We start from the raw sequence: 13,890 nt of genomic DNA, 5'->3' as shown, positions 1-13,890 counted from the left end.
CGCCCAGCCCCGCCCCGGCGTCACGGGCGCTGGCCTCCTCCTTGCTGAAGCCTTGGAGCTTCACCCGCGAGGATGAGGTTGTAAGATGCGCTCGTACACAGGGGGAACGTTCGTGAGCGATGCGTTCGACTCGGAGCTGCGCATGGCCGTGGCCGAGGGTCTTCTGTCCCGGGAGGAGGCGGAGGCGCTGCGTGAGGAAGCGCTCCGCGTGGGGCGCCCTCCGCTGGAGCTGCTCGTGGAGCGGGGGAAGCTCTCCGAGGACTCGCTGGCCTCGCTGCGCAAGGAGGCCCAGGAGCAGACCCGGACCACGATGGAACCGGCGGACGACACCGTCACGGTGCAGCGGCCCTCGCGCGAGCTGCCCGTGCTGGCGGTCGCGGACTTCCCGGTGCCCGGCTGGGAGCGCTACCAGTTCATGCGCCTGCTCGGCCAGGGCGGCATGGGCCAGGTCTTCCTCGCGCATGATCCCCGGCTGCGCCGCGACGTGGCCCTCAAGTTCGTCCGCGGCGACGACCCGGACGCCGCGCGCCGCTTCCTCTTCGAGGCCCGGGCCCAGGCCCGCGTGGTGCACGAGCGCGTGTGTCAGGTGTACGAGGTCGGCGAGGTCCAGGCAAAGCCCTTCATCGCCATGCAGTACATCGACGGGCTGCCGCTCAACCAGCTCGCCAAGGAGCTCACCGTCGAGCAGAAGGCGATGGTGCTCCGCGACGCCGCCGAGGGCGTGCATGCGGCCCACCGCGTCGGGCTCATCCACCGGGATCTCAAGCCCTCCAACATCATGGTGGAGCGCCCCCAGGATGGGAGCCTCAAGCCCTACGTCATGGACTTCGGGCTGGCGCGCGACTGGAAGGAGGGCATGACGGCCTCGGGCTCGGTGCTGGGCACGCCCCACTACATGGCGCCCGAGCAGGCCCGCGGCGAGGTGACGCGGCTGGACCGGCGCGCGGACGTCTACAGCCTGGGCGCCACGCTCTACCACCTGCTGACCGGCACCTACCCGGTCCATGGCAGCAACCACCTGGAGGTGCTCAGCAACATTCCCACCGTGGAGCCCCGGCCGCTGCGCGTGCTCGACAAGGACATCCCGGTGGACCTGGAGGCCATCGTCCTCAAGTGCCTGGAGAAGGAGCGCTCGGCCCGCTACGACTCGGCGCGCGCCCTGGCCGAGGACCTGGACCGCTTCCTCAATGGCGAGCCGGTGCATGCCCGGCCCGCCGGGCTCTGGTACCGCCTGCGCAAGAAGGCCCGCAGGCACCGGGGCGCCGTGGTCATGGGCTCGGTGGCGCTCACCATGGTGACGCTCGCCGTGGGCCAGAAGCTGCAAACCCGCCGCGAGGTCGCCCAGGCCGAGCATCGAGCGCGCTACTTCGCCGGGGAGGCGAAAGATGTCGAGAACGACGCGATCAAATCGTACCTCTCGGCGCCGCACGACATCCGGCAGGACCGCAAGCGCCTCCAGAAGAAGCTCGACGGGTTGAAGGCCCAGCTGAGCGAGGCCGGCACCCAGCTCCAGGGACCGCTCCACTACGCCTTGGGGAAGGGCTACCTCGCGCTGGGGGAGAAGACCCAGGCACGCGAGCACTTGGAGAAAGCGTGGACGTTGGGCCCCCAGACGCCCGAGGTGGCCTACGCACTGGCCGTGGTGTCGGGACAGCTCTACCAGGAGCACCTCCTGGAGATGGAGCGCCGCTACCGGCAACGTCTCGGGACCCGGCTGGAAGGAGAGCCCACTGCCGAGCAGTGGCGCAAGACACGCCTCCAAGAGCTCGAGCGGGACTGGCGCAACCCCACGCTCGAGAAACTCCACTGGCTCGAGGAGCGGATGGGGAAGGACGGCGGGGACGCACCAGCGCCGCCCGCCTACGTGAAGTCGCTCCTCGCCTTCTACGAGGGCCGCTTCGACGAAGCTCTGAAGCAGCTGGATGCGCTGGGCGAGGTGCCCCCCTGGTTCTACGAGGCCCCCCGGCTGCGGGGCGACATCCGCCTGGCCTGGGGCACCTGGCATTGGAACCAGGGCAACTCCGAGCAGGCCAGGGCTGATTTCACAGCCAGCCGCTCCGCCTATGAGAAGGCCGCGGAGATCGGCCAGAGCGACCCCGCCCTCTACCACGCGATGGCGCAGCTTGCTCGTACCCGGATGGGACTGGAGGTCTCCAGCGGGGGAAAGGAGGTCGAGACCCTGTACACCCACGGCCTCGGGACGGTGAAGCAAACCCTCGAGAGAGATCCCGACCACCAGGGGGCCAGGATCCTCGAGGCACGCTTCCACAACCTCTTCGCCTGGTACCAGGAGGTCCAGGGAGCGCAGGCGCACAAACCCCTGGAGCGTGCACTCGAGGCCCTACGGGCCGATAGGGAACTCGAGCCCCAACCGCCGGAGGCAAGGGTCGAGCAAGCCTGGTCCTACTGGCAATGGGCACAGAGCCGCATCTCCAGGGACGAGAAGCCGCACGAGCAGCTCGCCAAGGCCGCCGACGCCATCGCTCGCATCGCCCCAAAGGACCGGGGCTTCGAGGCCCACCAACTGCTCGGCCGCATCCACAAGACCTGGGCCGAATACGAGGACGGGAACGAGACAGGCGACCAGGATGCGGCCGCCCGGAACGCACTCACCCAGCTCGACAAGGCCATCGAGTCCTTCTCCGTGGCGTTCACCATGGACGCGCGCCAGATGTCCACCCGGGTCGCGCTCTCCAGCGCGTACCTCATGCGCGCCTTGAATCGCTACGGCCCGGATGCGCAGGGAGACCTGGAGCAGGCCAGGAAGACGCTCGAGAACGGCCGGAAACAGGATCCCACCTACGTCCTGCTCTACTTCTATGAGGGGCGCGTCCACCGGAAGATGGCCGAGAGGATCCGCTGGCATGGCGGGGATCCCCGGCGCGAGTATGCGAACGCCCTCTCGCTCTTCCAGGAAGGGCTCACCCGCAGCAGCAAGTACACGCTGCTGCGCTACAACGCGGCTCAGATCCTGATCGAGCTGGCCAGGGAGGAATGGGAGCGTGGAAACGACCCCTTCCCATCGCTCGAGGAGGCCAGGAAGCTTCTCACGCAGGCCGACGACAAGGAGCGGAACACCCACTTCATCCAGCTCACCCTCGGGGACATGCTGGCGGCGCACGCCGAATACCTGGCGATGCAAGCAAAGGATCCGCGCCCGAGCGTGCTCGAGGCCGAGGCCGCCTTGATGCGGGCCGCCGGTTTGAACGAGACGAGCCACCTCCCCTGGGCCAACCTGGGCTGGGTCCACCTCACCCAGGCCGCGTTCGACCTGGACGGCCACAGAGGCGACCCGGGCAAGAGCCTGGAGCGGGCGTTGAAGGAAATCACGGAGGCCGACCAACGCGAGGCCGACGGCTTCAACGGGTTGCAACGCGGCAGGGCCCTGGAGCTGAAGGCACTGCTCGGCCAGGCCCGCGACGAGGACTTCGAGCAGGCGGAGCGAGCCTACCGCCAGGCACTCCAATTCGACCCCAGCGACCAGGACGTCCGATTGGCCCTCGGCCGTCTCTACTGGGAGTGGGCCTCCTGGTTGGAAGCGCAGAACAAGGCTCCCAGCCCGCCGCTGGCGAAGGGACTCGAATTGGCCAACGGGCTGCTGCGGGAGCGCGGCCAATGGCAGGACGCGCAGGTGCTGCGTGCGCTCCTCCTGCTCCTGGCCAGGGACTCCACATCGCCCGGGCAAGGCGTGCTCCAGGTCCGGCGGGAGCTCACCCCGTTGCTGCAGGCCAATCCAAACCTCGAGGCACGGTGGAAGCGCCAGCTCCTGCGCCTCCAGCACCGGGGGTCCCGGTCCCCGGAATAGGCCGCTCTCCCCTTCGAGGAGAGCGGCACCGCTTCTCCCTCACGCCGCCACACGCGAGGGCTGCGAGGCCTGCACCATGCAGGCGCACTGGGCGCGGACCGGGTAGAGCACCAGCTCGCTGGAGACGCCCCACACGAGCCCGGGCGGGGGCGGAGGCGGGCACTCCGTCTCGCTCTTGCACACCTCGCCCCCATCCTCCTCGCCGTCCGCCCACAGCGACATCCCGTTCTCCCACAGGTCCTTCGCCTTCACCCACAGCTTGTCCGCCTCGGGCGCCGGATCCTGCTGCCCCAGCAGTCCCCAGCCCGCCGCGACACAAGGGCAGATGGAGTGGGCCAGGGCATTCTTCTGCCACGCCTTCTCGACACGGAGCGACGCGGGCTCGGGCAGTGCCTTGAGCTCCCTCCCGTTGGAGTCCACGCACGCGTTGCCCATCACGTCGGTCAGGTTCTGCTTCCAGGGCAAGAGGCGCCTCTTGGACCGGGCAACACAAGCGCACTTGGGCGATGCGGCGAAAGCCAGCCCCTTCTTGGAATCGTGCTTCGACATGACTTCCCCCTCCTGAAATCAAATGACGTCTAAGCCTGGGTACTCCAGAGGTCCGGAAGGAGCCGCCCCCCTTGCTGCTCGGCTCCTCCCGGCCCCGGATGCCGACGGGCTAGAGCAACGGGCGTGCCGCACCGCGGAGGCGTCAAGGCCCGTTTTCCCGGCCGGGCTGTCTCGAATCCGCAGCCGGAGAGAACGGCTCGACATGTCGAGCGGCGTCGAGCGGCGGGCCCGGGCGCGTGCTCGACATGTCGGCGGGACTACGCGTCGAGTCCCTGATCCTTGAGGCGGCGGCGGAGGCCCTGTTTGGAGACCTTCAGACGCTGCACCATGGCGTCCAGGTTCCCCTGACAGGCCTGGTAGCAGTCGATGAGTTCCTGGGGAGTGAGGTCTCCCGCCTTCCGGATGTTCGGACTCCTGTCCATCTTGTCGTAGATGGAGGGGCGGGCGATGCCGAGCCGATCGGCCGCCGCCTTGGGCTCCCAGGCACACGCCTCCAGCGCCGCGAGCAGCTCCTGCTCGGAGACGTCGGAGGGCTTGCGGCGGGGCACGGCCTTCTGCTCCGGCGGGGCCTTCTGCTCCGGCGGGGCCTTGGGCCTGGGCGTCACCTGGGGATCCCAGCCCTCCCCCAGACGCAGGGGGCGTCCGGGAGGGGTCGCAGCCGAGCCCAACACCTTCTCGAGCTGGGGGTCCATGCGCAGGTGCGGCTGGCCGCGGCTGGCGATGACGAGCTGGCGCGCCACGTTGCGGAGCTCGCGGATGTTGCCGGGCCAGGAGTAGCGGACGAGCCGGGCCGCCAGCGACGCGGGCAGCCACGGCTCGGCGCTGGGATCCCTGGGTTCTTCCAGGCGCCAGACTTCCCCCAGCTCCTCGAGCGCCTCGCGGGCGAAGTGGAAGAAGAGCAGCCCGATATCCTCGCGGCGCTCGCGCAACGACGGCAGACGGATTTCGAAGCCCGCCAACCGGTACTTCAACGGCTCCTTGAAGCGGCCTTCGCGGATATGCTCCTCGAGGTTGGCATCCGTCGCGGAGACGAGGCGCACGTCCGTGGGGATGGGGATGCTCGAGCCCAGGGGGAACATCTCCTTCTCCTGCAGCACCCGCAGCAGCTTGGCCTGCACCTCGGGGTGCATCTCGCCCACCTCGTCGAGGAACAGGGTGCCGCCCTGGGCGGTGCGGAAGTGGCCGTCGGTATCCTTGGTGGCGGTCGAATGTGAGCCCCTCTTCGCGCCGAAGAGTTCGGCGGCCGCCAGCTCCTTGGTGCTGGCGGCCAGGCTCACGCCGAGGAAGGGCGCTTCCCGGCGGCGGCTGTGCTTGTGGATGGCCTTGGCCACCAGCTCCTTGCCCGAGCCCGTCTCTCCGCGGATGAGCACGGGCTCCTCCAGCCCGGCGACCTGCACGATGAGCTGGCGCACGCGCCGGATGCCCGGGCTCTGCCCCACCATGCCCAGCGAGTCATGGGCGTCTCCCGTGTCGGGCTCCGTCAGGTGGAGCAGCAGCACCACGCGCTCGGCGAGCTCGAGGGGGATGCCCACGGCCAGCTCCTCGGGGCTGAACTCCCGGCCGCCCCGGATGGGCTCGCCCGCCACCACCTGGGTGCCGCCCTCCTCGACGAGCAGCCGCACCCGGCCTCCTTCGCCAGGTGTGAAGATGATGGGCTTCCGGCTCAGACAGGGATCCGCCAGGGGGGCACCCTGCGTCTGGCCGGGCCGCAGGAAGTCCGGTGCCCGCCGGGAGACGGGGACCTCGCCACCGGAGAGCAGCTCCTCCAGCAGGAGCCGCTCGCCGACCCGCTGGGTGGTGGGATGGGAGATGAGGGTCAGCGCTGGAACGAGCCGAGGGGCCCGCTCGCCCGCGCCCCGTTTCGGCAGGGAGACCGTACTGACATCATCCAGCAGACCTTCACGCATGGCCTGCAAATCTACACCGTCGCTGCTGCCCGCCGAGCGCCCAGGTGGGCAAAAGTCCGGAGGTGTGCGGGCGGCACGACTGGCAGTGAGAGCCACGGGGAGGGCCGCCGGACGGGTCCAACACCGTCATCGACTTCAGGACGTCATTCATGTCCCGCGGAAACACCCCGGTGTATCAAGTCTCACATGCGAATGCGCCACTCTGCCCTTCCCCTGGCCGCCGCGCTGCTGGGCACGGCCCTGTCCTTCCTCCCCGGCTGCGAGAGCACGAAGTCGAGCGGCCCTTCTCCTTCCGACACGCAGGCCCAGAACCCCTCGCCCGTGCGGACCGGCAACGACGCCTGGCAGCGCGCGCGCGTGGGTGACCGCGTCGCCTACGCCTTCGCCGCCAACCAGGGCGCCTCGCCCCAGGGCAGCCCCCCGCGCGCGCTCACGGGCCAGGTGGTGCTGGAGGTGGTGGGCGTGCAGCAGCCCTGGGTGTGGCTGCGCGTGTCCTTCCTCGACGAGGCCGGCAAGCCCCTGACCCACCCGCGGCTGGCGCAGGACCAGCTCATCCCCGTGCGCGCGGACACCACGCGCACGCTCGACGTGCCCTTGCAGGGCCAGGCCACCGCCGAGCGCGCCTCCGCCGTGGGCCGCGAGTGGGACGCCATGCGCTACGTGAGCGACCAGCGCCCCGTGGACGGCCCCCTGCGCACGAGCATCTACGCCGTCCAGCCGGGCCCGCTCTACCTCACCCGCGGTCTGCTCCAGACGAACCTCACGCTCGCCGGCTTCCACACCCCGGGCAGCTACACGCTCACGGTGCGCGAGGTGCGCGAGGGCTCGACCGGGAGCACCGCCGCGACGCCCATGCTGGAGCGGCCCCTGGGCCCTGGCGCGTACTACGACCGGCGCGTGGAGGTGGGCCCCTCGCCGTCCGTGCAGCGCGTGTGCTTCGCCGCCGAGCGCGGCTTCCTCCTGCGCACCGAGGGCCCCGTCGACGCCAACTCGCCCCCCTGCTCCGACTTCTCCCAGGCCGAGCCGCAGCCCCTCGAGGACGTGCTGCTGAACCTGCCCTACGAGGCGCTGGCCTCCGGCGAGTGGCCTCCGGCCGCGGTCGCGTCCGCCACCCGGGGCACCTTCACCGTGGAGGGCCGCGACGTGCCCGCCCTCAGCGTGCAGCGCACGGCGGATGAGGAGAACGCCCAGCGCATCTACTCGGAGACCTACGCGGCCGATCCGTGGGCGCCCGTGCTGTCGGGCCTGCCGTACGAGGCGCGCTTCCTGTCGCTCTCCGAGAGCACCGAGCGCGTGGGCGCGGGCGGCAAGCGCGAGCCCGAGGGAAGCATGCGGCTCGTCCGCTGGGGCATCTGGCTGCCGGGGGTGCAGAAGTGAAGCCGGCCCTCTACTCCGTCACCGTCGAGGTCGCGCCCGGGTCCGAGGCGGCGTGGAACCGCTGGCACGAGGACATCCACGTCCCCGAGGTGCTGCGCCAGCCCGGCTTCCTGCGCTGCCGCAAGTGGAAGGACACCACCCACGCGGCGGACGGCTGGGTGCGCTACGTGTGCCACTACGAGCTGACGAGCCTGGAGGCCGTGGAGCGCTACGTGGCCAGCGACGCCGCGAAGCACCTGCGCGCCGAGTCGGACAAGCACTTCGGCTACGTGACGCGCCCCTCGCGCGCCGTGCTCACCGAGGTGGCCAGCTTCGGGTGAGGTGGACGGGCCGGGGAGATTGAACGCTCGCCCGGCCCTTCGTAGTGTCGGCGGACCCCTGCCCAGGAGCTTCGCCTGCACGCTTCATCCCGCCTTCTGACGCTCTCCGCCGTCCTCGTGCTGCTGGGGCTCACCGCGGCCCGCCCCGCCTCTGCCGCCGCCGCACAAGGCCCGGTCCTCAAGCGGATCGACACGTTCGTGGCCGAGGAGATGGCGCGCCAGAAGGTACCCGGTGTCGCCATTGGCATCGTGCAGCGCGGGAAGGTCGTGCTGGCCAAGGGGTACGGCTTCGCCAACCTCGAGCATCAGGTCCCGGTGAGCGCCGACACCCTTTTCCAGACCGCCTCCTTGGGCAAGCAGTTCACCGCCACGGCGGTGATGCTGCAGGTGGAGGCGGGCAGGCTCGCGCTGACCGATCCCATCACGAAGTTCTTCCCCGACGCGCCCGCCGCGTGGGGCGCCATCACCGTGCGCCACCTGCTGACGCACACCTCCGGCCTCACCGATCTCGAGGGCAAGCTCGACTACCGCAAGGACTACACCGATGAGGACCTCGCGCGTTACTGCTACACGCTGCCCCTCGAGTTCACGCCCGGCTCGCGCTGGAACTACAGCAACACCGGCTATGTGCTGCTGGGCATCATCGTGAACCGGGTCGCCGGTACCTTCTATGGCAACGTGCTCCGCGACCAGGTCTTCAAGCCCGCCGGCATGACGACGGCGCGGATCATCAGCGAGGAGGACATCGTTCCCCACCGCGCGGCCGGCTACCGCCTGGTCAAAGAAGAGGTGAAGAACCAGGAGTGGGTCTCGCCGTCGCTCAACACCACGGCGGACGGCGCCCTCTACGTCTCCGTGAAGGACATGATCGCCTGGGATGCGGCGGTCCAGGCCCGGGCCCTCCTCACCCCGGAGAGCTGGCAGGAGATCCTCACGCCGGCGAAGCTCTCCAGCGGCGCCACCTATCCCTATGGCTTCGGGTGGGTCATCGACGAGCGCGGCGGCAAACCGCTGCACCACCACTCGGGGTGGTGGCAGGGCTTCACGACCTACTACGCCCGCTTCCTCGGAGACTCGCTCTCCATCATCGTTCTGACCAACTCCGCCAATGCGAGACCCGTGCTCTTCGTGAACGGCATCGCCGCGATGATGAACCCCGCGCTCGCCATGCCGGTCCCCACACCGATCCCGGACACGGAGCCCGAGGTCACCGCGAAGCTGGCGGCGCTGCTCGAGCAGGTGCGGAAGGAGCCGCTCACGCCGGCCCACTTCGCGTACGCGTCCAGCCATTTCTTTCCGGAAGGCGCCAAGGCGTCCCATGAGCAGCTGAACGCCCTGGGGCCCGCGGGGAAGCTGGTGCTGGTCCAGCGGCGCACCGTGGGCGATGACCGCATCTACACGTACGAGGTGCCGTTCGGAGCCAAGACGTACCTCTACGCGGTGGGGCTCGCCCCGGATGATCGGCTGACGATCTTCCGGCTGCGGCCGAAGTGATGGAGCAGGCCCGCTCCCAGGGCTGACCCCGGGGCCTCCACCCGGGAGGCGAGGAACCCTCAACCCCGACCCCTCTCCCGATGGGAGAGGGAAGAGCGTGTGCGCTCAGGCCACCTCGGACGAGAGCTTCACCTCGATGTTGCCCTGGGTGGCCAGCGAGTACGGGCACACCTTGTGCGCGGCGTGCATCAGCTCATCGGCCTCGGCCTGCGAGACGCCCGAGAGCTTGCCGTGCAGCTCCACCGCCAGACCGAAGCCGCCCGCCTGCGTCTTGCCGATGGTGGCCTTGGCCGTGATGTGGGCGTCCTTGATCTGCTTCTTCATCTGCCCAGCCACCAGCCGCAACGCCCCCTCGAAGCACGCCGAATAGCCCGCGGCGAAGAGCTGCTCGGGGTTGGTGGAGCCCGCAGTCTCCGGACCGCCCAGCGCCTTGGGCATCGTGAGCGCCATGTCGATGGTCCCGTTGTCCGAGCGGACGCGGCCGTTGCGGCCCCCGTGCGAGGTGGCGGTGGCGGTGTAGAGCGGCTGGATGGCGACAGGGGCCATGGGGAGACTCCTCTGGTGTGGACTGCGAGGTGAGCGGCCCTTCTAACCCGCTCGCCCCGCACTCGCATGGTTCCGGAGGAGTCCCGGCGCCTCAGTGTCGGGGGTGCTTCACTTCCAGGAGGCGGCGTGCTGCCTGGCGAACCCGGCGAAGCTCACGGGGTCGCGGCCGGTGATCTTCCGCACCGCATCCGTCACCTCGCCGGCGTAGCCCGCCTTGTCGATGCCGTGCAGCTCCATCATCGCGTCCACCATCCACGCGGGCATGCCCATGTCGAGCATGGCCTTGTTCGCGGCCGCCTCCGGCACGTCCACGTAGTTGGCCTTCTTGCCGGACACCTCGCTGAGGGTGGCGGCGGCCTGGCCGATGGTGAAGGCCTCGGGGCCGGTGAGGTTGTAGCCCTTGTTCTCATGGCCGCTCGAGGTCAGCGCGACGGCGGCCACCGCGGCGACATCCGAGCCCGCGATGAAGCTGCACGCCCCCTGGCCCCAGGGCAGGTAGATGTTGCCGTCCTTGCCGGGCGGGTAGAAGTTGATGAAGTTCTCCATGAAGTTGTTGGGCCGCAGGAAGGTGTACGTCAGGCCCGAGCCCTGGATGTAGCGCTCCAGGGTGCGGTGCCACCGGCCCAGCTGGATGCCGCCCTCGTAGTCCGCGCCCATGGCCGACAGCTTCACGATGTGCTTCACGCCCGCGGCCTTGGCGGCGTCGACGAGCCGCGCGCCCAGGTCCACCTGGTCCTGGGCGAAGGGCGTGACGAGGAAGAGCTTCTCCACGCCCGCCACGGCCTTCTGGAGGAGCTCCGGCTTCGTGTACTCGAAGTCCACGGGCGTCACGTTGCCGCCCTTGAGGGCCTCGGCCTTGGCCGCGCTGCGGACCGCCGCACGCACCGTCACACCGTTGCGCCCCTTGAGCGCGGCCACCACTTGCGAACCGATGGTGCCCGTGGCACCCGTCACCAGAATCGTCGTCATCGCTGCTCCCCTGTTTCGTGGAAACGGAGAGGACGTTGGCCCGAAAACGCCGCGCGACTCAAGAGGGGTCCTACCGCCGCCCGCGCACCATGCGCCCCTTGGTCAGGTGCCCCACCGCCTCACCCAGGCCCTCCAGCGTCAGCGGGAACATGTCGAAGACGTTCTTCACCGCCTGGATGGTGTTGCCCCTCCACGTCTGCACGGGCTCCGGGTTGAGCCAGGCGCTGCGCTCGAAGTGCCGGGCCAGCTCCATCAGCCACACCAGCCCCTCCTTGCCGTCCACGGGATCATACCGGCCCTCCGCGTTCGTCCGCATCGCCAGCTCGTACGGCGCCATCAACGCGTCCCCCACCACCACCAGCTTGTGGTGCCGCCCCACCTGCCCCATCAGGTCCGGCACGCTGATGCCCCCCACCAGGTGCGGCGAGTCGAACACGCGCCCGTACACACAATTGTGGAAGTAGTACGTGCGCAGCTCCTTGAAGTGCGTGGCCTGCTTCGCCACCGAGAAGAGCCGGCTCACCAGGTGCGCGTATGGATCCATGGAGCCGCCCACGTCCATCAGCAGCACCACGCGCGTGTTGGGCCGGCGCGGCGGGCGCACCACCACCTCCAGCTCGCCCGCGTTCTTCGCCGTGGCCGAGATGGTGCCCTCCACGTCCAGCTCGTCCGCCACGCCCTCGCGCGCGAAGGCCCGCAGCTTGCGCAGCGCCACCGCCATCTGCCGCGTGTCCAGCACCACGTCGCCCCGGTAGCCCTGGTACCGGCGCGCGCCCGCCATCTTCATCGCCATGCGGCCGCCACCGCCCTCGGCCCCCTCGCCTCCCACCCGGAAGCCCTCGCGCGGGTTCCCCGAGTGTCCAAACGGCGAGGCGCCCCCCGTCCCAATCCACTTCTTCCCGCCGTCGTGCCGCTCGTCCTGCTCCTCCAGCCGCTGCTGGAAGAGCTTCTCCAGCTCCTCCGCGTCGAACTGCTCCAGCAGCGCCCGCTCCTCGGGGGTGAGCTCGCGCTTCTCGCGCGCCTCCTTCAACCACTCCAGCAGCTCGTCCGTCAGCTTCTGCCCCGCGCCCTCCATGCCCTTGAAGTGCGCCAGGAAGGCCTGATCGAAGGCGTCCAGGTGCGTCTCCGCGTGCACCAGCAGCGCGCGCGCCACGTGGTAGAAGCCATCCAGCGAGCTGTCATGCAGCCCCGCCTTCAGCGCCCCCGCCAGCGCGAGCGCCTCCTGCGCGCCCACCGGCACCCCGCGCCGCCGCAGCTCATAGAGGAAGGGCAGGAACATGGCTCGCTCCCCCTCAGGCCTTCGTCCGGCGGCCCCGCCCGAAGGCCTCCGCCACCGCCATCAGGTCCTGCTCACGCTTCAGCAGCGCGCCCAGGAAGGGCAGGTTGTCGTCCAGCTTCACGTTCGTCACGCCGTTGGCCTTGAGCACGGCGATCCAATCCACCAGCTCGCTCGTGGACGGGCGCTTGCGCAGCCGCGTGAAGTTGCGCAGCTCGTAGAAGACCTTGAGGGCCTGCTCCGTCAGCGACTCGTCCAGCCCCGGGTGGTGCACCGCCACAATCCGGCGCATCAGCTCCTGCTCCGGGAAGTCGATGAAGTGGAAGACGCACCGGCGCAGGAAGGCGTCCGGCAGCTCCTTCTCGTTGTTGCTGGTGATGATGACCACCGGGCGGTGCGCGGCCACCACGTCCTCGTTGGTCTCCGAGATGCGGAAGCGCATCCGGTCCAACTCGTGGAGCAGGTCGTTGGGGAACTCCACGTCCGCCTTGTCCACCTCGTCGATGAGCAGCACCACGCGCTCCTTCGAGGCGAAGGACTCACCCAGGGGGCCCATGCGGATGTAGCGGCGGATGTCGCGCACGTCCCCGTCACCGAAGCGCGAGTCGTACAGGCGCTGCACGGTGTCGTAGACGTAGAGGCCGTCCTGGGCGCGCGTGGTGCTCTTCACGTGCCAGGTGAGCAGGCGCTGTCCCAGGCTCTCGGCGACGGCCTCGGCCAGCAGCGTCTTGCCGGTGCCGGGCTCACCGCGCACCAGCAACGGACGCTGGAGCGTCAGCGCGCAGTTGACGGCGGCCTGGAGGCCCTCGCTGGAGAGGTAGGAATCGGTTCCGCGGAAACGAGGAGGAGAGGACGTCATGGCGTGTCTCCTCCTTTAACACCGGCACGCCTCCGGCGCCTGCCTGTCCGGCTAGTTGCTGGCGCCGTTGGGCACCACCACCAACTGGTCCGCGTTCACCCGGCGGCCCACGAAGCGCAGCGAGGCCTCACAGTTGGGAGTGCACCCGGTGCCCCCGCTGCACGTGGAGCTCAGCGCGATCGAGCCCTCCACGGTCTCCCCCACCTTGTCGAAGGTGTAGGTGGCGCGGCTGGTGCGGTTGGGGCCGGTCTGCGTCCGCTCGATGGTGAAGGTCGGCTTGTCGGCCTCGGTGCTCACGATGGCGTCCCCCGAGGTGAGCTGCACCCGGGCATCGCCCAGCCGGTAGTCGATGTCCCCCACCTCCAGGTACTGCCGGTCCTCGACACCGTCCCAGAGGACCCACTGGCTGACGTCGACGACGTTGACCGTCCGGTCGTCGGTGGCGGGCGGCGTGCCCGAGCTGTAACAAGTGCCGGGCAGGTTGCCCAGGGGCGAGCGGTCGATGGACACCCGGTAGAAACGCGGCTGCTCACCACAGCCCATCAGGCCGCCCACCAGCACGGCGGCCACGGCGTACAGCGTCGAACGCATGTTCATGGTTGTTCCTCTTCGGATAGGGAGCGCGGGGATCCGCGCCGGACTCCAGGCCCGCTGCCAGGCAACGGGCGGTCTGCATGCTTCCGGGGGAGCCGAGCAACCCCGGTAGCGGCGGAGTATCCGGACCCGGGGGGGATGCGCAAGGTCCAGGGTGCTCCCCGAGGAGAAGGAGCGGCAGTAACTTCCCCCTA

Annotated in this window: 11 protein-coding genes; 4 read left to right on the top strand and 7 right to left on the bottom strand. The window is 69.7% G+C overall.

Features of this window, described 5'->3' with window-relative positions; genetic code table 11:
* Positions 1-85: 85 nt before the first annotated feature.
* Positions 86-3,805, top strand: coding sequence for a protein kinase (locus NR798_RS05285; protein WP_375770314.1), 3,720 nt, complete (start codon positions 86-88; stop codon positions 3,803-3,805).
* A 39-nt stretch (positions 3,806-3,844) separates the two neighbouring features.
* On the opposite strand, the gene NR798_RS05280 is transcribed toward NR798_RS05285, so the two are convergent.
* Positions 3,845-4,354 carry a hypothetical protein gene (locus tag NR798_RS05280; RefSeq protein ID WP_375770313.1) on the bottom strand — a complete coding sequence of 170 codons (510 nt, stop codon included), beginning with the start codon at positions 4,352-4,354 and terminating at the stop codon, positions 3,845-3,847.
* A 257-nt stretch (positions 4,355-4,611) separates the two neighbouring features.
* Positions 4,612-6,261, bottom strand: coding sequence for a sigma 54-interacting transcriptional regulator (locus tag NR798_RS05275; protein WP_375770312.1), 1,650 nt, complete (start codon positions 6,259-6,261; stop codon positions 4,612-4,614).
* A 192-nt stretch (positions 6,262-6,453) separates the two neighbouring features.
* Here NR798_RS05275 and NR798_RS05270 point away from each other — a divergent pair, with 192 nt between their 5' ends.
* From NR798_RS05270 to NR798_RS05260, 3 genes are all read left to right on the top strand, one after another.
* Positions 6,454-7,638: a DUF6068 family protein gene (locus NR798_RS05270; RefSeq protein WP_375770311.1), complete on the top strand. Its 1,185-nt coding sequence runs from the start codon at positions 6,454-6,456 to the stop codon at positions 7,636-7,638.
* Positions 7,635-7,958 carry a DUF4286 family protein gene (locus tag NR798_RS05265; protein ID WP_375770310.1) on the top strand — a complete coding sequence of 108 codons (324 nt, stop codon included), beginning with the start codon at positions 7,635-7,637 and terminating at the stop codon, positions 7,956-7,958. Before NR798_RS05270 ends, NR798_RS05265 begins: the two co-directional genes overlap by 4 nt.
* A 117-nt stretch (positions 7,959-8,075) precedes the next feature.
* The gene (locus tag NR798_RS05260; RefSeq protein ID WP_375770309.1) at positions 8,076-9,452 is read left to right on the top strand and encodes a serine hydrolase; all 1,377 of its coding nucleotides are present in this window, start codon (positions 8,076-8,078) and stop codon (positions 9,450-9,452) included.
* Positions 9,453-9,557: 105 nt separating this feature from the next.
* Here NR798_RS05260 and NR798_RS05255 read toward each other — a convergent pair whose 3' ends face one another.
* From NR798_RS05255 to NR798_RS05235, 5 genes are all read right to left on the bottom strand, one after another.
* Entirely contained in the window at positions 9,558-9,998 is a 441-nt protein-coding gene (locus NR798_RS05255) for an organic hydroperoxide resistance protein (protein WP_375770308.1), read from the bottom strand.
* A 108-nt stretch (positions 9,999-10,106) separates the two neighbouring features.
* Positions 10,107-10,967, bottom strand: coding sequence for an SDR family oxidoreductase (locus NR798_RS05250; RefSeq protein ID WP_375770307.1), 861 nt, complete (start codon positions 10,965-10,967; stop codon positions 10,107-10,109).
* Positions 10,968-11,037: 70 nt separating this feature from the next.
* On the bottom strand, positions 11,038-12,246 hold the full coding sequence (locus tag NR798_RS05245; RefSeq protein WP_375770306.1) for a VWA domain-containing protein: 1,209 nt from the start codon (positions 12,244-12,246) through the stop codon (positions 11,038-11,040).
* A gap of 13 nt (positions 12,247-12,259) precedes the next feature.
* Positions 12,260-13,102: an AAA family ATPase gene (locus tag NR798_RS05240; RefSeq protein WP_375770305.1), complete on the bottom strand. Its 843-nt coding sequence runs from the start codon at positions 13,100-13,102 to the stop codon at positions 12,260-12,262.
* 51 nt (positions 13,103-13,153) lie between these two features.
* A complete protein-coding gene (locus NR798_RS05235; RefSeq protein ID WP_375770304.1) occupies positions 13,154-13,699 on the bottom strand; it encodes a hypothetical protein in 546 nt (181 codons plus the stop codon).
* Positions 13,700-13,890: the final 191 nt, after the last annotated feature.

The organism is Archangium gephyra (assembly GCF_042230915.1).
Classification (GTDB): domain Bacteria; phylum Myxococcota; class Myxococcia; order Myxococcales; family Myxococcaceae; genus Archangium; species Archangium gephyra_B.
The sequence above is the reverse complement of the archived record's forward strand: the minus strand, read 5'-3'. Positions and strand labels throughout refer to the sequence as shown.